Source organism: Curtobacterium salicis, assembly GCF_011759505.1.
GTDB lineage: Bacteria > Actinomycetota > Actinomycetes > Actinomycetales > Microbacteriaceae > Curtobacterium > Curtobacterium salicis.
The window spans coordinates 107,696-127,554 of record NZ_JAAOYO010000001.1; the positions used below are offsets into that span (position 1 = coordinate 107,696).

The window sequence follows — 19,859 nt, forward strand, 5'->3', positions numbered from 1 at the left end:
GTCCAGGTCCTGCACTGGTCGAGGACTGGCACAATGGCGCCGTGCCATCGACGTTCCCGACTGCCCCCCGCTCGGTCCTCGGCTACGACACCGACGAGGTCGAGCGCTTCCTCGAGGACGCTCGTCGCGCGTACACCGCGAACGACAGTGCTCCGGGGATCGAGGCCGCGAAGATCCGCGCGACCGCTTTCTCGATGAAGAAGGGCGGGTACTCCACGCAGCACGTGGACGCCGCACTCGAGCGGCTCGAGGACGCCTTCGCCGCGCGGGAGCGCGAACGCGAGATCGCCGAGGTGGGCCAGAAGGCCTGGTACGCGGAGGCGCGGGGCAAGGCCTCGGACGTCGTCGAACGTCTCGGGCGCCCGGACCGACAGCGGTTCGACCGGGTCAGCTTCCTGACGACGGGGTACCACCCGAAGGACGTCGACGCGTTCTCCCGCCGTCTGCACGGCTACTTCAAGGACGGCAAGCCCCTCAGCCTCACCGAGGTGCGCGCCGTGGTGTTCCGCCCGAAGCACGGCGGCTACCGGGAAGCCCAGGTCGACGCGCTCCTGGACGCCGTCATCGAGGTCATGCTCGCCGTCCGCTGAGGACCCGGCCAGCGCCTCCCGACCGACCGGATCGACTCACCTGCGCCAGGTGCTTCGCTTTCCGTGATCGTTCCGTTATCCTGGTCAGACTCATGGGCAGGCACACGGCAGACAACCGATCCGACCGCGCAACCCGCGAACTGCACGATCACGCGATCGTCAGTGAGCGACGAGCGGCACAGAACCGAACCCGCACGGCGGCGACCCCGGTCGTCCGCTCGACGGCAGCGCCGGCCGCTCCCGTCGTCGCCCCGGTCTCGGTGGCCGCGAACCGCGTCTCGGACGCCGACGCAGTCCACGCGGCGGTCACGCCGGCGTCGACGCGCGTCGTCCGCCGGGCACGGCCCCGCGCCGTCAGCCCGCTCAAGCCCACGGCGCCTCGCTCCTTCACCGGGTTCGTGCGGCAGCGCTCGACGATCCCGGCGCTCTCGTTCTTCGCGGTGTCGGCCTTCGTCGGGGGTTCGCTCTTCAACCCCATGCAGACGGACGCCGCGTCGGCGGCACCCGTGCTCGCACCGGCGCCCATCTCGGTGCCGCAGCAGTTCTCCGCACACGGCACCTACGGGGACTTCGACGCCGCCCGTGACGGCTTCGACGTCACCAAGCCCGCGCCGAAGCCCACCCCGACGCCGACCGCCACGGCGACTCCGGACGCCGAGGCCACCGACGCCGCGACGACCGACGCCGCAGCGGCATCCACCGCGGCCGCGACGCCCGTCGCGAGCACTCCGGTCGCCCCGGTCGCCACGCCCGACCCCGGCAGCGCACAGGCCATCGGCCAGCAGATGGTCGCCGCCCGTGGTTGGGGCAACGACCAGTTCAGCTGCCTCGTCTCCCTGTGGAACAAGGAGTCCGGCTGGCGGGTGAACGCGTACAACCCGAGCGGTGCGTACGGCATCCCGCAGTCACTGCCGGGCAGCAAGATGGCCTCCGTCGGTGCCGACTGGCAGACCAACCCGGCCACGCAGATCACCTGGGGCCTGAACTACATCACCGGCGTCTACGGCACGCCGTGCGGTGCCTGGGCGCACAGCGTCTCGTACAACTGGTATTGATCGGCGGTCAGGGTGCCGCGGAGCAACCGGCCGCGGAACCCGCGCGGTCGCGGTCATGACGTCGAGCCGGAGGACTCCGGATTCGATCGCATGCTCAACGGCTGGCGCCGGACCGAGCACCGGCGTGGCCGCGAGTGGTCGGTCCAACCGATCTCCGCTGCGTCCGCACAGAAGGAGTACCTCTGCCCGGGCTGCGGGCTGACGATCGACCCGGGCACCGCGCACGTCGTCGTGTGGCGCGCCGACGGTGTCCTCGGTGATGCGGCCGACCTGGCCGCACGACGCCACTGGCACCACCACTGCTGGAGCATCGCATGAGCCCGCAGTCCGACCCGGGCGCTGAGATCCGGTCGGGGACGGTCCTGCCGGCACGCCGAACGGACATCGAGCTCGTCACCGACGACCACCTGACGCTCGTCGGGGAGCTTGCCGAGCCGCTCGACCGTCCGGCGCGGGGGACCGTCGTCGCGCTGCACCCGCTCCCGACGGCGCAGGGGTTCATGGACTCCCACGTCCTGAAGAAGGCCGCGGCGCGCCTGCCGGAGCTCGCGGACATCGCCGTCCTGCGCTTCAACTTCCGTTCGGTGACGTCGCCTCGAGGCACGTCCGAGGGGACGTTCGGCGACGGTGTGTCCGAGGGGTTCGACCTCCGGGCAGCGGTCCGGGACGTCGTCGAGCGGGGTCTGCCGACCCCGTGGTTGGTGGGCTGGTCCTTCGGCACGGAGGTCGTGCTCAAGCACGCCCTCGAACACGTCGAGGCGGGGCACGTCGCCGGCGTCGTGCTCCTGTCACCGCCGCTGCACCGGACGTCGGACGACGAACTCGCGCGGTGGGCGTCCGTCGACGTGCCCGTGGTCGCTCTGGTCCCCGAGCACGACGACTTCCTGCAGCCGGCCGAGGCAGCGCGACGGTTCGCCGTGGCCCCGACGGTGCGGGTGGTACCGGTCGCCGGCGCCAAGCACCTCTGGGTCGGGGAGAAGTACGTCCGGATCGTGCTCGACGCGATCGCCGACCTGGTCGTCCCCGGCAGCGCCCCGCTGCCCACGCACTGGGACGACACCGCGGACCGCCCCGCCGGCGACCAGCGACCGTAGTTCGGCACCAGCCCACGGCCCACGGCCTACGGCCACGGCCCACGGCCTACGGCCACGGCCTACGGCCACGGCCTACGGCCTACGGCCACCGGCACCCGCCGTCAGCGGACGGTGGCGTCCGGCTCGTCGGCATCCGCCCGGTCGGTCCCGACGCTCGGCTGCTCGTCGATGACCCCGGCCGCGTGGCTCAGCACACCGCGGAGGTTCTCCAGGTACCCGGCGACGGCTTCGCGCTCGGTGCGGATCGCCCCGAGTCGGTCCTCGGCCTCGGCGAGGAGGACCGCCGTGCGCTCCTCGGCGTCCGCGACGAGGCGGTGCGCCCGCTCCTGAGCCTCGCGGACCAGGTCGGCGGCGCGCTCCTGCGCGGACTCCTCCTGCTCACGGGCGACGTCGGCGGCGTCGCGCTCCAGACGGTCGGCGGTCTCACGGGCCGTCGCGGCCCGACGGGTCGCCTCGGCGAGCTGGAGGTTCGCCTCGTCGAGGTACTTCTGGGTCTCGGTGACCGTGGCGCGGTGACGGTCGAGGTACTCCTGCTCGGCGTCGTCGCGTCGTGCGGCGAGTTCGGTCTCGAGGGCCGCACGGGCGTCGTCGCGTTCGCGGGCGATCTCGGCGCGGACCTCGTCACGCTCCTGCGTGAGACCGGCGCGTGCGGTGTCGATCTCCTGCCGCAGCGCGGTGCGCTCGGCCAGCAGGTCGTCGAGCTCGGCGGCACGGCGGTCCGCGATCTCGGTGTCGACCTCGGCGTGCTCGCGCTCGCGGCGGGCGGCGAGCTCGTCGACGTGCTCGCGGGCGGCCCGCTCGGCCTCGGCAGCGGCGGCGTCGCGCTCCCGCTCGATGCGCGCGAGGTGCTCGGCGGTCTCGCGCGCGACACGGTCCTCGGTCTCCTGCACACGCCGGGCGTTCTCAGCTGCCGTCTGCTCGATGTCGACGCGGAGCTGGGCACGGGCGGCCTGGATCTCCTGCTCGAGGGCGGTGTGCGCGCTGCTGCGTTCCCGGTCCCACTCGGCACGGGCGGCGGCGAGTTCCTCGGCGAGGGCACTGCGGCGGTCCTCGACCTCGGCGGTCAGGTCGGCCTGGCGACGGTCGACCTCGGTCGCCAGCTCGGCGCGAACGGTCTCGACCTCGAGGTCGAGTGCGCGACGGGCTTCGCCGTGCTCACGCTCCCACGCCGTGCGGGCCTCGGTCAGCGCGCGGTCGAGCTCCTCGCGGCGCGTGGTCTCCTCGCGGTCGAGGTCCTCGAGACGCCGGACCTGATCGGCTTCGAAGACGCTCCGACGGTGTTCGGTCTCGCGGTCGAGGTCGGCGGCGGCCCGACGGGTCTCGGCGGACTCGCGCTGGGCGAGCTCCCGCAGTTCGGCGACCTCGTGCTGGACCTGGGCCCGGAGGGCGTTGGTCTCACGGATGGCGACCGAGCGGACCTCGGCCGCCTCGGTGACGGCGGCACCGCGGACGGCGGCGGCTTCGTTGCGGGCGTCCTGCACGAGGATGCCGGCCTCAGAGCGGGCACGCTCGACGGTGTCGGCGGACTCGGCTCGGGCACGGGAGAGCTCGTTCGCAGCACGGGTACGGGCGTCCTCGAGCGTGTCGTGCGCTTCGTCGCGCGCCTCACGGAGGGTGCGTTCGGCCTCGGTCCGGCTGGTGGCGCGGAGTCGCTGGGCGTCGATGTCGGCCTGGCTGATGAGCCGTGTGGACTGCTCCTCGGCGACACGGAGGGTCGACTCGAGTCGGGTGCCGAGTCCACTGTACGTCGGGGTGCCAGCCTCGTCGAGCTCGCCCTGCAGGTCCGAGACGCGGGACTGCAGCAGGCGGATCTCCTTCGCCGCTTCGGCCCGGTCGGTGTTCGACTTGATGAGTTCGCGGCGGAGGTCGTTCAGAGCCCGTTCGACCTCGTCCTTGCGGTAGCCCCGCAGTTCGGTCCCGAACTCTGCCTCGTCGTTCGCCACGTGTCGCTCCCTGTGGTCGTCCCGGACCACCCCGTGCAGTCCGGACCCCGATTGTAGTGGTGCGGCCACGACGCCTCCTGAGGTCGACAGCGGCCCGGAGGATGCGCCTCCCAGCTGTCCTGGGTAACCTTGGCCGTTGTTCTGCGCCGATCCACCCTCACCCCGGCGCGGAGGGAGAGAGATCCGTGCGATTCGTCCTGGCGATCGTCAGCTTCGTCATCGGGGTGCTCCTCGTCGGCCTGGGAGTCGGTCAGCGGACCGTGTTCGCGCCACCCACCTCGATCGTCGCGGCGACGAGCGGGACGAACGCCGCTCCGGTGACGGTCGTGCCCGGCACCGTCCTCAACGCGAACCCCGGCTACCAGCGCGTGAGGGTGTCGGGCTCCGGTACGGTCTTTGCCGCCTACGGCAAGACCTCCGACGTCGACGCCTGGATCGGTGACACGGCGCACACGACGCTCCGTTACGACGCCGAGGACGCCTCGCTGAAGTCGCGCACCACCGGATCGGGCTCCGACCTGCCCGACCCGAAGGGCAGCGACCTCTGGTACCAGGAGTACGACGATGCCCGTCAGTTCACCGTCCGCCTGCCCGCCGACGTCTCGCTCGTGGTGATGGGCGACGGATCGGACGCCGCACCGTCCGACATCTCCGTGACGTGGCCCCGTGACACCGCGACCCCGTCGGTCGGTCCGCTGCTGACCGCCGGGGGCGTCTTCGTGCTCGGCGGCCTGGTGCTGCTCGTCTGGGCGTTCCTGCACCAGCGCCGGTCCCGTGGTCCGCGTCGTCGGAGTGGTGGCGGCCGGCCGCCGCGCGTGCGCGCCTCGCGTCGTGCCGCTGCCGCAGGCGCACAGGTGCCCGCTCGCAGTCGCCGTGGCCGACGCGCCATCATCGCCGTCCCGGTCCTCGTCGCCGGCGCATTGGTGCTGAGCGGCTGCTCATCGGAGTACTGGCCGACCGGTAGCGGAGCGGACGTCACCCCGACGCCGACCGCCACGGCGACCGGAGCCGCTGCCGCCGACGCCTCGACGGCCGCGACGAAGCAGCAGATCGCCCGCATCGTGTCCCGTGTCGCCGAGGTCGCGCAGAAGGCGGACGCGGACAAGGACGCCGACCTCGCCGCGACCCGGTTCACCGGTCCTGCCCTCGAGATCCGCACGGCGAACTACACGATCCGTGACAGTGACGCCGACGCGCAGGCCCTGCCCGCCGTGGCTGCGGACGACGTCTGCGTGGCACTGCCGCAGCAGACCGACACGTGGCCGCGGACGGTGTTCGCGGTCGTCGCCGCGGACTGCACCGACAAGAAGACCGCCCCGCAGGCGCTGACGCTCGTGCAGCAGGACGCCCGCTCCGACTACAAGGTCGAGTACGCCGTCTCGCTGGAGGCCGACGCCCAGCTGCCGTCGCTCGCCCCGACCTCGGTGGGTGCCGCGCAGCTCGCGCCCGACACCAAGCTCCTCGCCCTCGCGCCGAACGCGGTGGCAGCGGCCTACGGCGACATCCTGTCGAAGGACGCCGCGAGCGAGTCCGCCGACCTGTTCGCCAGCGACGGCGACGACCTGCGCTCGCGCATCGGCAAGTCCTACAAGGACGAGAAGGCGAAGGCACTGCCGGACACCGCGGAGATCGAGTACTCGTCCGAGGTGCCCGAGGACACCGCGCTGGCCCTCGCGACGAACACCGCGGGCGCGCTCGTGTCCGTCGACCTCAACGAGGTCGAGAAGGTGACGCCGACGGCCACCGGAGCCCGGGTCAACACCGAGGGTGCCGTGAAGGCGCTGTCGGGCGTCGACTCGAGCACCAAGGGCGTGACGGCCACGTACGGCGTCCAGTTGCTCTTCTCCGTGCCCCCGGTGGGCTCGGAAGACAAGATAGAACTCCTCGGGTTCACTCAGGGCCTGATCGCAGCGAGTGAGGTGCAATGACCAACGTCCCCCCGACCCCGTCCAGCTTGCGTGGAGCGGTCGACCTCTCGTCCCTCGTCGACCGGGCGCAGCGTCCGCCGCAGGGTGCCGGTGGCCCGGCCGGCGGCGTGGCGAACGCCCCCGTTCCCGGTGCTCCGGCCGACTCCGCCGGTGGCGCTCCCGCGGCCGACGGCGTCCTGAGCGTCCCGTCCCTCGTGATGGACGTCACGGACCAGAGCTTCCAGGACATCGTCCAGCTCTCGACCGTGGTCCCGGTCATCGTGGACATCTGGGCCGAGTGGTGCGGGCCGTGCAAGCAGCTCTCGCCGGTGCTCGAGCGACTGACCGAGGAGTACGCGGGCCGCATCGTCCTCGCCAAGGTCGACGCCGACACCAACCCGCAGCTCGTCCAGGCCTTCCAGGCGCAGTCGATCCCGACCGTCGCCGCCGTGATCGGTGGGCGCCCGCTCGGGTTGTTCGTCGGGGCGCTGCCCGAGGCCGAGGTCCGCGACGTCTTCGAGCAGGTCCTCCAGGCCGCCGAGCAGAACGGCATCGCCGGCCGGGTCCAGGTCGACGGCATCGCCGAGGCCGACGGCGCCGAGCAGGGCGAGCCGGAGCCGGAGCCGCTGCCGCCGCACCACCAGGCCGCGTACGACGCGATCGAGGCCGGCGACTACGCCACCGCGATCACCGAGTACCGGACCGCCATCCTGCAGGACCCGCACGACCAGATGGCCGTCGCCGGGCTGGCGCAGGTCTCGCTGCTCGACCGCCTGGCCGGCAAGACGGCGGACGAGATCCGGGCGGCAGCCGGTGCCGGTCCGTCGGACGTCGCGGCACAGCTCGCGGTCGCCGACCTCGACATCAGCGGTGGGCACGTCGAGGACGCCTTCGGGCGACTCCTCGACCTCGTGCCGACGGTGTTCGGCGACGACCGCGAGGCACTCCGGGTCCGTCTCGTCGAGTACTTCGAGCTGATCGGCGCCGAGGACCCCCGGGTGGTCGCCGCCCGGCGGCGACTCGCCAACGCGCTCTACTGAGCCGCGCCGCGGACGGGAGGCCCGGTACCAGCTGGTACCGGGCCTCCCGTCTGTCTGCCCTCGCAAGACGCAACCTCGGCGCCGTCCCGCAACGGAACACCGTTGCGAGTCGACGCCGAGGTTGCGTTTCGCGGGGGTGCTAGTCGGCCAAGCGCAACCAGACGGCACCCAGCGGGGGCACCACGAGGTTCGCCGAGGCAGGGCGGCCCGCCCACGGGACGTCCTCCGCCTGGACCGACCCGAGGTTGCCGACACCCGATCCGCCGTACGCCGACGCGTCGGTGTTGAGCACCTCGTTCCAGGTGCCCGCGGTCGGCAGGCCGAAACGGTGCTCGACCGGGACGCCGGAGAAGTTGACGAAGACCGCCAGCTTCTCGTCGCCCGCCTTGCGGAGGAACCCGAGCGTGGCGTGCGGCGCGTCGCCGCTCTCGAGCCACTCGAAGCCCTCGGCGCTGGCGTCGAAGGTCCAGAGCGCCGGGTTCTCCTTGTACACACGGTTCAGCTCGGCCACCAGGTCCTGGACCCCGCGGTGGCCCGGGTCGTCGAGGAGCCACCAGTCCAGGCCGTTCGCCTCGCTCCACTCGGAGGGCTGGGCGAACTCCTGGCCCATGAAGAGCAGCTGCTTGCCGGGGTGCGCCCACATGAACGCCAGGTAGGCCCGCACGTTGGCGAGCTTCTGCCACTCGTCGCCGGGCATCTTGCCGTAGAGCGAACCCTTGCCGTGCACGACCTCGTCGTGGCTGATCGGCAGGGTGAACTGCTCGCTGAACGCGTAGACGAACGAGAACGTGATCTCGTCGTGGTGGTACGAGCGGTAGGCCGGATCGCGCTCGACGTACTGGAGCGTGTCGTGCATCCAGCCCATGTTCCACTTCTGGCCGAACCCGAGCCCACCGGCGCTCGTCGGCTGCGTGACGCCGGGCCACGAGGTCGACTCCTCGGCGATCATCACGATGCCCGGGTAGCGCTTGTAGGCGGTCGCGTTGGTCTCCTGCAGGAGCGAGATCGCCTCGAGGTTCTCGCGGCCGCCGTGGATGTTCGGCAGCCACTCGGTCCGCGAGTAGTCGAGGTACAGCATCGAGGCGACCGCGTCGACGCGGAGGCCGTCGATGTGGAACTCCTCGAGCCAGTACAGCGCGTTCGCGACGAGGAAGTTGCGCACCTGCGGCTGCCCGAAGTCGAACACGTAGGTGCCCCAGTCGAGCTGCTCGCCGCGGCGGGGGTCCGGGTGCTCGAACAGCGCGTAGCCGTCGAACTTCGCCAGCGCCCACTCGTCCTTCGGGAAGTGCCCGGGGACCCAGTCCATGATGACGCCGATGCCGGCCGAGTGCAGCCGGTCGATGAGGTACCGCAGGTCGTCGGGGGAGCCGAAGCGGGCCGTCGGCGAGTAGTAGCCGGTGACCTGGTAGCCCCAGGAGCCGCCGAACGGGTGCTCGGCGAGCGGCAGGAACTGCACGTGCGTGAAGCCCGTGTACTGCATGTGCCCGATGAGGTCGTCGGCGACCTCGCGGTAGCTCAAGCCGGGGCGCCACGAACCGAGGTGCACCTCGTACACGCTCATCGGGGCGTCGTGGGTGGTCGCGGTGGCGCGTTCGGCCATCCACCGGGCGTCACCCTCGGACCAGGTGTGGTGCGCGCTCGTGATCACGGACGCGGTCAGCGGCGGGACCTCGGTGCGTCGGGCGAACGGGTCGGCCCGCTCCACCCAGCCGCTGTCGGTGAGGATCTGGAACTTGTACCGCTGGCCCTCGAGGGCACCCGGCCAGAACAGCTCCCACACGCCGAGTCCGTTGAGACGGCGCATCGCGGTGGTGCGGCCCTCCCACCCCTCGAAGTCGCCGATCACGCGGACGGCGGTGGCACGCGGAGCCCACACCGCGAACGCCACACCGTCGACGCCGTCGACCGTCTGGACGTGTGCACCGAGGTGGTGCCAGAGCTGCTCGTCGCGGCCCTCACCGAACAGGTGCAGGTCCAGCTCGCCGAGCGTCGGCGGGAACCGGTACGCGTCGTCGGTGGTCCAGGTCTCGTCGTCCTCGTAGTCGGCCTCGACACGGTAGCGTCCGAGTTCGCCGCGGGTGGCGCCGGCCCAGACACCCTCGCCCTCGTGACGGAGTTCGACGTCGTCGCCGTCGGGGCGGACGATGCGGACCGCGGTCGCCAGGTGGCGGACCACGCGGACACTCGTGCCGCCGTCGACGGGGTGCGGACCGAGCACGTCGTGCGGCTGGGACCAGCGGCCCTCGGCCACCTGCTGGCGGACCCACTCGTCGACGGGGCCGGGGACCGGCTCCGTCGAGGCGGCTGCGGTGGACGTGGCGGCCGCGACCTCCGTCCGGGAGGCGCTGGTCGCCTCCGCCTCGACGGGTGCGTCGGACGTCAACCCACCCGCGAGCGTGGCCGACTCGGGCACGTCGCGGGACGGCGACTCGGGCGCCGCGACCGGGGCGCCGGGGAGGTCCTCACCCGGGGCCGAGGTGTTCGGCTCGGTGCGGACCGCCTGGCGGGGGATCGCGGGGAGCGGCGGCGGGACCGGCGGCAGGCCCGGTCCGCGCGGCGGCTGGGCGGCACGTTGCTGGGACGCACCCTGCTGGGGCGCGCCGTCCTGCCCGGTGTTGGTGGGATCGGTCATCGGTGCGGTCCTTCCACGACGAGCAGGTGCACGGGCTCCTGGAAGGCATCCAGGCGCACGTAGTTCGAGGAGCCCCAGGTCCAGCGGGCACCGGTCACGACGTCACGGACGTCGAACTCGGTACCGGGCTCGAGGCCGAGAGCGGTGAGGTCGAGGTGCACGGTCGTCTCACGAGCGGAGTGCGGGTCGACGTTCGCGACCACGATCACCGTGTCGTCGCGACCGGACCGGGTGAAGCGGCCGGGCAGGTGCTTCGAGTAGACGACGATGGCGTCGTCCTCGGCGCTGTGCACGGTGGTGTTCCGCAGCTGCCGGAGGGCCGGGTGCGCCGACCGGAGGCGGTTGAGCATCGTCACGTACGGCGCGAGGCTCGCGCCCTCCGCCTCGGCGAGCGCGAAGTCACGCGGCTTGTACTCGTACTTCTCGTTGTCGATGTTCTCCTCGGAGCCCGGGCGGGCGACGTCCTCGAAGAGCTCGTACCCGGAGTACATGCCCCACGTGGGGGCTCCCGTCGCGGCGAGGGCTGCGCGCACCTTGTAGCCCGCGCGGCCGCCGTACTGCAGGAACTCGGTGAGGATGTCCGGCGTGTTCACGAAGAGGTTCGGGCGCAGGTAGGCGCTCGTCTCGTGGGAGAGCTCGTCGAAGTACGTCTCGATCTCCTCCTTCGTGTTGCGCCAGGTGAAGTACGAGTACGACTGCTGGAACCCGGTCTCGGCCAGGGCGCGCATCATCGCCGGGCGGGTGAACGCCTCGGCGAGGAAGACGACGTCCGGGTGCTCGTCGCGGACCTCGCGGATGACGCGCTCCCAGAACCACAGCGGCTTCGTGTGCGGGTTGTCGACGCGGAACACCTTGATGCCGAACGCGATCCAGTGGCGGAGGACGCGGAGCACCTCGGCGACCAGGCCCTCGGGGTCGGTGTCGAACTGGATCGGGTAGATGTCCTGGTAGCGCTTCGGCGGGTTCTCCGCGGTGGCGATGGAGCCGTCGGCGCGGACGGTGAACCACTCCGGGTGCTCGGTGACCCAGGGGTGGTCGGGGGAGCACTGCAGCGCGAAGTCGAGTGCGACCTCCATCCCGGTGTTCTTCGCCGTCTCGACGAAGGCGCGGAAGTCGTCCTCGGTGCCGAGGTCCGGGTGGATGGCGTCGTGGCCGCCCTCCGGACCGCCGATCGCCCAGGGGCTGCCCGGGTCGTTCGGGCCGGCCTCGAGCGTGTTGTTCGGTCCCTTGCGGGCGGTGCGCCCGATCGGGTGGATCGGCGGCAGGTAGACGATCTCGAAGCCCATCCGGGCCACGGCGGGCAGGCGACGGGCCGCGGTGCGGAAGTCGCCGCTCTTCCAGGAACCGTCCGGGTTGCGCTTGGCGCCCTCGCTGCGGGGGAAGAACTCGTACCAGGCGCCGACACCGGCGCGGGTGCGCTCGACGTCGAGCAGCTGCACGGCGGAACTCGTCCGCAGGGAGTTGATCGGGGTCTCGGCGACCTCGGCGACGACACGGGGGTCGTCCACCGCGGCCAGGCGTTCGGCGGGGTCGAGGTCGGCGTCGCGCAGACGTGCAGCGGCACGGGCGGCCACGGCGGAACCCTGCCGCTCGAGCAGTGCGGCACCGTCGAGCAGCGTCGCCTCGGTGTCGACGCCCGCGGCGATCTTCAGCCGGGCGCCGTGCACCCAGGTCGCCCAGTCGTCGGAGTAGGCCTCGACGTGCCACTCCCAGACGCCGGTGCCCTCGACCTGCACGGTCGCCTCGTACCGGTCGGTGCCGGCGGCGACCAAGGTGAGCGGGACCCGGAGGGTCCGCTCGTCGTCCTGCAGCGCCGCCGGGGCGGGGGTCTGCTGGGCGACGGCCTGCGATGTCTCGGGGGCCGGGCCCGTCGGGCGGACGAGGACGAGGTCCGCGCCGATGATGCCGTGCCCCTCGCGGAAGACGGTCGCACCGAACGTGATCACCTCCCCGTCGAAGCCCTTGCCCGGGAAGCCGTTCGGCGTCGTCGGGGCGAGTTCGGTGATCGGGATGCGCCCGATCTTCGGACGCCGGGGTCGGTCTGCGGAGGCCACGGAGCAGACGCTACCCGGCTGGGCCGTCCGTGTTCCCCGGGAAGCGTGTCGCGCCTCCCGGCCGGCGTGCCCGCGCGACGTGGCTGCGGGCCCGCGCGACGGCGGCGGCGGGCCTGCGCGATGCGGGCGGCGAGCCTGCGCGACGCGGCGGTGTGTCGCGTCGGCGACCGCTCAGATGACCTCGAACACGTGGATGCCGGGGCCGTAGGCGCTGAACACCGTGCCGGCCGGGCGGTGCCGGTCGAGGTCGCGGTGCTTCTCGCTCGACCACGCCAGCCGGTACGCGAAGACGTCCTCACGGGTCGGCAGGATCAGGTCACGGGTGCGTCCGCTGCCGTGCACGACGACCAGGACGCGGTCGTACGGCTCGTGCTCCGGCGTCGACTCGACGAAGTACTGCAGGGCACGGTGGATGGGCTGGTCCCAGCCCTCGGCCGTCATCGCCTGCCCGTCGGGTCCGTACCAGGTCATCCGCGACGCCGAGGGGGTGGTCTGTCCGGATACGCCGAAGCGCGACGGCCGGAGCGCCGGGTGCGCGGCCCGCAGGCGGGTCAGGGCGGCCATCGTCTCGGTCATCGACTCGGCGTCCTCGTCGTCCGACCAGTCCACCGGCGTCAGGTCGTCGGAGACGACGTAGGCGTTGTTGTTGCCGTGCTGGGTCCGACTGCGCTCGTCGCCCGCGGTGACCATCGGCACGCCGGCGGAGAGCAGCACGGTCGCCATCAGGTTCCGCATCGATCGGCCGCGGGCTGCGCGGACGCCGCGGTCGGCCGTGTCGCCCTCGATGCCGTGGTTGAACGAGCGGTTGTCGTTCGACCCGTCGCGGTTCCCCTCGCCGTTCGCCTCGTTGTGCTTCGCGTCGTACGACACCAGGTCGTGCAGGGTGAAGCCGTCGTGGGCGGTGACGAAGTTGACGCCGGACAGCGGACCGCGCTCCGGGCCGAACAGGTGGCGGGAGCCGGTGAGCGCGCCGGCGAGCGCCCCGATCCCGGCGTCCGGGGCGCCGCGGCGTCGTTCGTCGGCGAGGTCCTCGAGCCAGAACTTGCGGACCGTGTCGCGGAACCCGTCGTTCCACTCGAGTGTCCCTGCGCCGAACGAGCCGGTCCGCCAGCCGTCCGGGCCGACGTCCCACGGTTCGGCGATGACGAGCGTGTCCTGCAGGTCGGGGTGGTTCCGGATCCGCTCGAGCAGGGGGTGCTCGGGGTCGAACACGTGGTCGGCGTCGCGGGCCAGCGACGCCATCAGGTCGAAGCGGAACCCGTCGACCTGGACCTCGCGCGCCCAGTAGCGGAGGCTGTCGAGGATGAGGTCGGCGGTCGCGGTCACCGAGGTGTCGAGCGTGTTGCCGCAGCCGGTGGTGTCGAAGTAGGTGTCCGTGTCCGACCAGCGGTAGCGGCCGGCTCCGTCGATGCCACGGAGCGAGGTGGTGGGGCCGCCGAGCCCCTCTTCCGCGGTGTGGTTGTAGACGACGTCGAGGACGACCTGGATGCCGGCCTCGTGCAGCAGCCGGACCATGCCCTTGAACTCCCGGAGCACCCCGTCGGCGCCGGCGGCCCGGGCCCCGGCCGAGGCGTGACCGGCGTGCGGGGCGAAGAAGCCGAGCGTGTTGTAGCCCCAGGCGTTCTCCCGGCCGGCTTCGCGGAGCCACCGTTCGGTGTCGAACGCCTGCACGGGCAGGAGCTCGAGCGTCGTCACGCCGATGCGCCGCAGGTGCGCGATCGTGCTCTCGTGGGCGATGCCCGCGTACGTGCCGCGGAGCTCCGCGGGGACCGCCGGGTTCGCGCTCGTGAACGTCCGGACGTTCGCCTCGTACACGACGGCCCGGTCGAGGGGGACGACGGGCTTCGTCACGCCGCCCCAGTCGAAGTCACCGTCGACGACGACGCTGGTCCAGCGGGTGCCCTCGTCGCCGGTGTCGCCGGTCGCGACGATCCCGGTGTCGTCGGTTGCAGCGACCCCGCGGGCGACCGGGACGATCCCGCGGGCGTACGGGTCGAGGAGCGGCCGCCGGGGGTCGAACCCGTGGCGCGGCCCCGACGGTCCGTCGACGAGCAGGTGGTAGGTGTCCCCGACCCGGACGCCGGGCGTGACGGCGCTCCACTCGTCGGTCTCGCCCTGGCGTGCCAGGGGGAAGGTGCCCCGGCCGTCGACGACCACCGACACCGCGGTCGCCGAGGCGGACCGCACCGTCATCCGGGCGTCGCCGTCGTCGACCCGGAAGCCGGGCGTGGTCTCGGTCGCGGTCTCGTACACGCGACCAGGGTACGAGGCCAGCCGGGTATCCTGAAAACGCTCCAGAAAGGGGTACCCCGTGCCCGTCTACCTCGACCACGCTGCGACGACGCCGATCCTGCCCGAAGCGCTCGCCACGTTCACGGACGCACTGACGACCGTCGGCAACCCGTCCTCGATCCACAGCGCCGGCCAGCACGCGAAGATGCTGCTCGAGGACGGCCGTGCCCGGGTCGCCGCGTCGCTCGGTGCCGAGCCGGTCGAGGTCGTCTTCACCTCCGGTGGGACCGAGAGCATCAACCTCGCCGTGAAGGGCCTGTTCTGGGCCCGTCAGCGCGACCGGCGGCGTCCGCGCATCGTGGTGCCGGCGGGGGAGCACCACGCCACCGTCGACACGGTCGACTGGCTGGAGCGCCACGAGGGCGCCGTCGTCGACGTCGTCCCGCTCGACGCGCAGGGCCGGATCGACCTCGCCGGACTGGAGGCACGACTCGCCTCCGCCGACGACGTCGCCCTGGTCACGTTCCTGTGGGCGAACAACGAGGTCGGCACGATGCAGCCCGTCGACCGGATCGTCGCGCTCGCGCACGCCGCCGGCGTCCCGGTGCACAGCGACGCGGTCGCCGCGTACGGCCAGGTGCCGGTGGACTTCGCGGCCTCCGGGCTCGACGCGTTGAGCGTGTCGGCGCACAAGATCGGCGGCCCGGTCGGGGTCGGCGCGCTCGTGCTCGGCCGACGCGCGGTCGTCGAGCCGCTCATCCACGGCGGGGGACAGCAGCGCCAGGTCCGGAGCGGCACGCAGGACGCCCCCGCCGCCGCGGCGTTCGGGGTCGCGGCCTCGGTGCCGCACGCCGACGTCCGGCACCTCCGGGACCGCCTCGTCGCCGGCGTCCGGGCTGCCGTGCCGTCCGCGGTGCTGATGGGTGACCCGGTCGACCGGCTGCCGAACAACGCGCACTTCACGTTCCCCGGCTGCGAGGGCGACTCGCTGCTGTTCCTGCTCGACGCCGCCGGGGTGGCCGTGTCCACCGGGTCGGCGTGCCAGGCCGGGGTGCCCGAGGCCTCGCACGTGCTGCTCGCGATGGGGCTCAGCGAGGACGACGCCCGCGGTGCGCTCAGGATCACCCTCGGACACACCTCGACCGAGCAGGACGTCGACGCCTTCCTCGACGCGCTGCCGGTCGCGGTCGCGCGTGCCGGTGCGGCGGGCATGGCGCGGCGGGAGCCCTCGCTCGGGCGCTGAGTCCGACGCCCGGCCGGTAGGATCGGGGACCATGGTCGAACTGGACATCAGCGAGCAGGTCAACGCCCTCCGAGTGACCTTCGGGAACATCCGCTCCGTGGTCGACGTCGACCGGCTCGAGCGGGAGATCGCCGAACTCAGCGAGCAGGCCGGCGCTCCCGACCTCTGGGACGACACCGACCACGCGCAGCAGGTCACCAGCGCCCTGGCCCACCGGCAGGCCGAGCTGAAGAAGATCACCGCGACCGAGCAGCGCCTCGACGACCTCGAGGTCCTGGTCGAGATGGCGAACGAGGCCGAGGACCAGGAGTCCGCCGACGAGGCGGCCGAGGAACTCAAGGCCATCACGAAGACGATGGGCGAGCTCGAAGTCCAGACGCTCCTGGACGGCGAGTACGACGACCGCCCGGCCGTCATCACGATCCGTGCCGGTGCTGGCGGGGTCGACGCCGCAGACTTCGCCGAGATGCTCATGCGCATGTACCTGCGGTACGCCGAGCAGCACGACCAGAAGGTCACCGTGATGGACACGTCCTACGCGGAGGAAGCGGGCATCAAGTCCGCCACCTTCGAGGTCGACGGCCCCCACGCGTTCGGCACCCTGTCGGTCGAGGCCGGCACGCACCGACTCGTCCGCATGTCGCCGTTCGGTGCCGCGGGCAAGCGCCAGACGTCCTTCGCCGCGGTCGAGGTCATCCCGCTCATGCCGGAGACCATGGTCATCGACATCCCGGAGAACGACATCCGCGTCGACGTCTTCCGGTCCTCCGGCCCCGGCGGACAGTCCGTCAACACGACCGACTCCGCGGTCCGCCTGACCCACCTGCCGACCGGCACCGTCGTCTCGATGCAGAACGAGAAGTCGCAGATCCAGAACCGCGCCGCCGCCATGCGTGTGCTGCAGTCGCGCCTCCTGCTCCTCAAGAAGGAAGAGGAGAACGCGAAGAAGAAGGAACTGGCCGGCACGATCACGGCGAGCTGGGGCGACCAGATCCGCAACTACGTGCTGGCGCCGTACCAGATGGTCAAGGACCTGCGCACCGAGTACGAGGTCAACAACCCGTCGGCGGTCTTCGACGGGGACCTCGACGGCTTCATCAACGCCGGCATCCGCTGGCGCAAGCGTCCCGACCAGGACTGAGTGCCGGACCCGGTGCCGATCTGGGTGGTCCCGCAGGTTCCTGAGCCGCGCGCCTGGAGCAGGATCACCGGTTCGCGACCTACCCTGATCCGGTCATGATCAAATTCGACCAGGTCACCAAGGTGTACTCGGGCAACCCGAGTCCCGCTCTCGACAACGTCACCCTCGAGATCCTCAAGGGTGAGTTCGTCTTCCTCGTCGGTGCGTCCGGCTCCGGGAAGTCGAGCTTCCTCCGGCTCGTCCTCAAGGAGGAGAAGCCCTCCCGCGGGCAGATCCACGTCCTCGGGCAGCGCCTCGGCGCACTCTCGTCCCGCAAGGTCCCGTACTTCCGCCGCAACCTCGGCGTCGTGTTCCAGGACTTCCGACTGCTGCCGAACAAGAACGTCTTCGACAACGTCGCGTTCTCGCTGCAGGTGATCGGCAAGAGCAAGGGCTTCATCAGCGAGTCCGTCACCGACGTGCTCAAGCTCGTCGGGCTCTCCGGCAAGGCGACGCGGATGCCGCACGAGCTCTCCGGTGGTGAGCAGCAGCGCGTCGCGATCGCCCGAGCCGTCGTCAACAAGCCAGCGGTCCTGCTGGCCGACGAGCCGACCGGCAACCTCGACCCGACGACCTCGGCGGGCATCATGGCGCTCCTCGAACGCATCAACCAGGGAGGCACGACGATCCTGATGGCGACGCACGACGCGAGCATCGTGAACCAGATGCAGCGCCGGGTCATCGAGCTCTCCGGCGGCACGGTCCTCCGTGACGAGCAGGCCGGCGGCTACCAGACCCAGGCCCTGCCGATCCAGCGCGGCGGCGTTTCGAACACGACCGGCATCCAGACCATCCCGGGGCTCATCCGATGAGGCTCGGACTCGTCATGGCCGAGGTCGGTTCCGGCCTCCGTCGCAACGCCTCGATGGTGGTCTCCGTCGTCCTGGTGACCTTCATCTCGCTGACCTTCGTCGGCACCGCGATCCTGCTGCAGATGCAGATCAACCAGATGAAGGGGTACTGGTACGACCGGGCGCAGGTCGCCGTCTACCTGTGCACCGACACCGACACCACGGGCAACTGCACCGGGGCGAAGGCGACGGACGACCAGCGCGCCCAGATCAAGCAGCAGCTCGAGTCGTCCACGCTGAAGCCGTACATCGAGAAGGCGTACTTCGAGGACCAGCAGGACGCCTACACGCGGTTCAAGCAGCAGTTCAAGGACTCGCCCGCCACGGAGTTCGTGAAGCCCGAGTACCTCAACGAGACCTTCTGGGTGAACCTGAAGAACCCCTCGCAGGCCGACGTCCTCGTCGAGAGCCTGTCGAAGGTCGCCGGCGTGCAGAGCGTCGTCGACCAGCGCGGGTACCTGCAGCCGATCTTCAACCTGTTGAACGCCTCGTCGTACACGGCGATCGGCATCGCGGCGCTGATGCTCGTCGCGGCGGTGCTCCTCATCGCCACCACGATCCGGTTGTCGGCGTTCTCGAGACGACGGGAGCTCGGCATCATGCGGTTGGTGGGAGCCTCGAACCGGTTCATCCAGACACCCTTCGTGCTCGAGGGGGTGATCGCCGCCGCGGTCGGGGCCGTCCTGGCCGGCGGAGCGATCACGGCCGTGGTCTGGTTCTTCGTCCGCAACTACCTGACGAAGCGGTTCTCGGGCACCGCGTTCATCGGCATGGACGACGCGGCGATCGTCGTCCCGGCGGTCATCGTCATCGGTGTCGTCCTGGCGGCCATCTCCGCCTCCATCGCGATCCGGCGGTACCTCAAGGTCTGAGCGCGACCGCAGGTCGTTCCTCCGGGAGGCCCGCACGCCGAGAACCGGGGCCGTCCCGGGAAGGTGTGCGGGCCTCCCGGCGTTCGATATGCTGGGCGGCTCGCGCGCAAGCGAGCACACACCGAACGAAGAGGAGCCGGTCATGGCGAAGGAACGCGGGGAGAAGGTCGTCGCGACGAACCGACGTGCGCGCCACGACTACCTCATCGAGGAGACGTACGAGGCCGGCATGGTCCTCAACGGCACCGAGGTGAAGTCGCTGCGGGAAGGCCGCGCGTCGCTCGTCGACGGGTACGCGTTCGTCGACGCCGGTGAAGCCTGGCTCGATGCCGTGCACATCCCCGAGTACACCGAGGGCACGTGGAACAACCACGCACCGCGGCGCAAGCGGAAGCTGCTCCTCCACAAGCAGGAGATCGTGAAGATCTCGCACAAGACGTCACAGGGTGGCTACACCCTCGTGCCGATGAAGATCTACTTCCACGACGGTCGCGCCAAGGTCGAGATCGCCGTCGCGAAGGGCAAGCGCGAGTTCGACAAACGCCAGGCCCTCCGCGAGAAGACCGACAAGCGCGAGGCCGAACGGGCCATGCGCTCCCGCAACCGTCTCGGCGAGTAGCGGACGGACCTGTTCTCCGGTAGACTCAACAGTTGCCTGGGAGATCAGGCGCAACAACTCCACAGTGTGACAGCGGCTCGCTGCTCGGCCCGTACGGGGATGATCGGTTTCGACATCGCCTGTGTGCCGACGGGAAGCGGGCCGAGGACCCACGGTCATCTCGTCAACGATCCGTGGAAAACAACAAGTGCCAATTCCAAGCGCACTGACTTCGCTCTCGCTGCGTAAGCAGCCCAGCACATGAAGTCCGTCGGCCAGGTGATCGTCTTCTAACCTGAGTTCCGGCGTCATCCAGAGGACTTGCTGCATGGTTGCGCCTCAGGGCCGTGCGGGACTTGCACTGAGACTGGGCCTGTCGTCCGAGAAGCCGGTAGCAACGGACGGGGCCGAGCAGAACGCACATCCGGATACGCCCGTAGAAGACGTCGAATTGCAGCGATGGACGGGGGTTCGATTCCCCCCATCTCCACCATCGCCGAGCGGCGCAGCTGCTGTCACACGTGGCCTGAGCGATCAGGACCGAACGCCCCGCCGGTGTCATAGGACA

15 protein-coding genes and 1 other RNA gene are annotated in these 19,859 nt (G+C 71.2%); 12 read left to right on the forward strand and 4 right to left on the reverse strand.

Going from position 1 to position 19,859, the window contains the following annotated elements:
- Positions 1-41: 41 nt before the first annotated feature.
- From E9228_RS00595 to E9228_RS00610, 4 genes are all read left to right on the forward strand, one after another.
- Positions 42-590, forward strand: coding sequence for a DivIVA domain-containing protein (locus tag E9228_RS00595; RefSeq protein ID WP_166778707.1), 549 nt, complete (start codon positions 42-44; stop codon positions 588-590).
- A 92-nt stretch (positions 591-682) separates the two neighbouring features.
- Entirely contained in the window at positions 683-1,645 is a 963-nt protein-coding gene (locus E9228_RS16860; RefSeq protein WP_252727485.1) for an aggregation-promoting factor C-terminal-like domain-containing protein, read from the forward strand.
- 12 nt (positions 1,646-1,657) lie between these two features.
- Entirely contained in the window at positions 1,658-1,963 is a 306-nt protein-coding gene (locus E9228_RS00605) for a hypothetical protein (RefSeq protein ID WP_425248356.1), read from the forward strand.
- On the forward strand, positions 1,960-2,739 hold the full coding sequence (locus tag E9228_RS00610; protein WP_166778709.1) for an alpha/beta hydrolase: 780 nt from the start codon (positions 1,960-1,962) through the stop codon (positions 2,737-2,739). Before E9228_RS00605 ends, E9228_RS00610 begins: the two co-directional genes overlap by 4 nt.
- Positions 2,740-2,840: 101 nt before the next feature.
- Here E9228_RS00610 and E9228_RS00615 read toward each other — a convergent pair whose 3' ends face one another.
- The gene (locus E9228_RS00615; RefSeq protein WP_166778710.1) at positions 2,841-4,682 is read right to left on the reverse strand and encodes a coiled-coil domain-containing protein; all 1,842 of its coding nucleotides are present in this window, start codon (positions 4,680-4,682) and stop codon (positions 2,841-2,843) included.
- A gap of 185 nt (positions 4,683-4,867) precedes the next feature.
- On the opposite strand from E9228_RS00615, the gene E9228_RS00620 reads away from it, so the two are divergent.
- Both E9228_RS00620 and E9228_RS00625 read left to right on the forward strand, forming a co-directional pair.
- Complete coding sequence (locus tag E9228_RS00620) at positions 4,868-6,610, forward strand: DUF8094 domain-containing protein (RefSeq protein ID WP_166778711.1); 1,743 nt, start codon at positions 4,868-4,870, stop codon at positions 6,608-6,610.
- The gene (locus E9228_RS00625) at positions 6,607-7,629 is read left to right on the forward strand and encodes a tetratricopeptide repeat protein (RefSeq protein WP_166778712.1); all 1,023 of its coding nucleotides are present in this window, start codon (positions 6,607-6,609) and stop codon (positions 7,627-7,629) included. The genes E9228_RS00620 and E9228_RS00625 overlap by 4 nt, the downstream gene beginning before the upstream one ends.
- Before the next feature lie 139 nt (positions 7,630-7,768).
- Here E9228_RS00625 and glgB read toward each other — a convergent pair whose 3' ends face one another.
- The 3 genes from glgB to E9228_RS00640 form a co-directional block, all read right to left on the reverse strand.
- Positions 7,769-10,261 (reverse strand): 1,4-alpha-glucan branching protein GlgB, encoded by a 2,493-nt coding sequence (gene glgB / locus E9228_RS00630; RefSeq protein WP_252727487.1) that lies wholly within the window; start codon positions 10,259-10,261, stop codon positions 7,769-7,771.
- Positions 10,258-12,315: a maltotransferase domain-containing protein gene (locus tag E9228_RS00635; protein WP_341849714.1), complete on the reverse strand. Its 2,058-nt coding sequence runs from the start codon at positions 12,313-12,315 to the stop codon at positions 10,258-10,260. Before E9228_RS00635 ends, glgB begins: the two co-directional genes overlap by 4 nt.
- Before the next feature lie 171 nt (positions 12,316-12,486).
- A complete protein-coding gene (locus tag E9228_RS00640) occupies positions 12,487-14,568 on the reverse strand; it encodes a glycogen debranching enzyme (RefSeq protein WP_166778713.1) in 2,082 nt (693 codons plus the stop codon).
- A 58-nt stretch (positions 14,569-14,626) separates the two neighbouring features.
- Here E9228_RS00640 and E9228_RS00645 point away from each other — a divergent pair, with 58 nt between their 5' ends.
- The 6 genes from E9228_RS00645 to ssrA all read left to right on the forward strand — a co-directional run bounded on the left by E9228_RS00645 (position 14,627) and on the right by ssrA (position 19,784).
- Positions 14,627-15,790: an aminotransferase class V-fold PLP-dependent enzyme gene (locus E9228_RS00645; RefSeq protein WP_166778714.1), complete on the forward strand. Its 1,164-nt coding sequence runs from the start codon at positions 14,627-14,629 to the stop codon at positions 15,788-15,790.
- A 31-nt stretch (positions 15,791-15,821) separates the two neighbouring features.
- Positions 15,822-16,931, forward strand: a complete 1,110-nt coding sequence (prfB, locus tag E9228_RS00650) for a peptide chain release factor 2 (RefSeq protein ID WP_166778715.1) — start codon at positions 15,822-15,824, stop codon at positions 16,929-16,931.
- A 95-nt stretch (positions 16,932-17,026) separates the two neighbouring features.
- On the forward strand, positions 17,027-17,782 hold the full coding sequence (gene ftsE, locus E9228_RS00655) for a cell division ATP-binding protein FtsE (RefSeq protein WP_110825177.1): 756 nt from the start codon (positions 17,027-17,029) through the stop codon (positions 17,780-17,782).
- Positions 17,779-18,693 (forward strand): permease-like cell division protein FtsX, encoded by a 915-nt coding sequence (gene ftsX / locus E9228_RS00660; RefSeq protein WP_166778716.1) that lies wholly within the window; start codon positions 17,779-17,781, stop codon positions 18,691-18,693. The genes ftsE and ftsX overlap by 4 nt, the downstream gene beginning before the upstream one ends.
- A 142-nt stretch (positions 18,694-18,835) precedes the next feature.
- Positions 18,836-19,312, forward strand: a complete 477-nt coding sequence (gene smpB / locus E9228_RS00665) for an SsrA-binding protein SmpB (RefSeq protein ID WP_166778717.1) — start codon at positions 18,836-18,838, stop codon at positions 19,310-19,312.
- A gap of 95 nt (positions 19,313-19,407) precedes the next feature.
- Positions 19,408-19,784: a transfer-messenger RNA gene (gene ssrA, locus E9228_RS00670) on the forward strand.
- Positions 19,785-19,859: the final 75 nt, after the last annotated feature.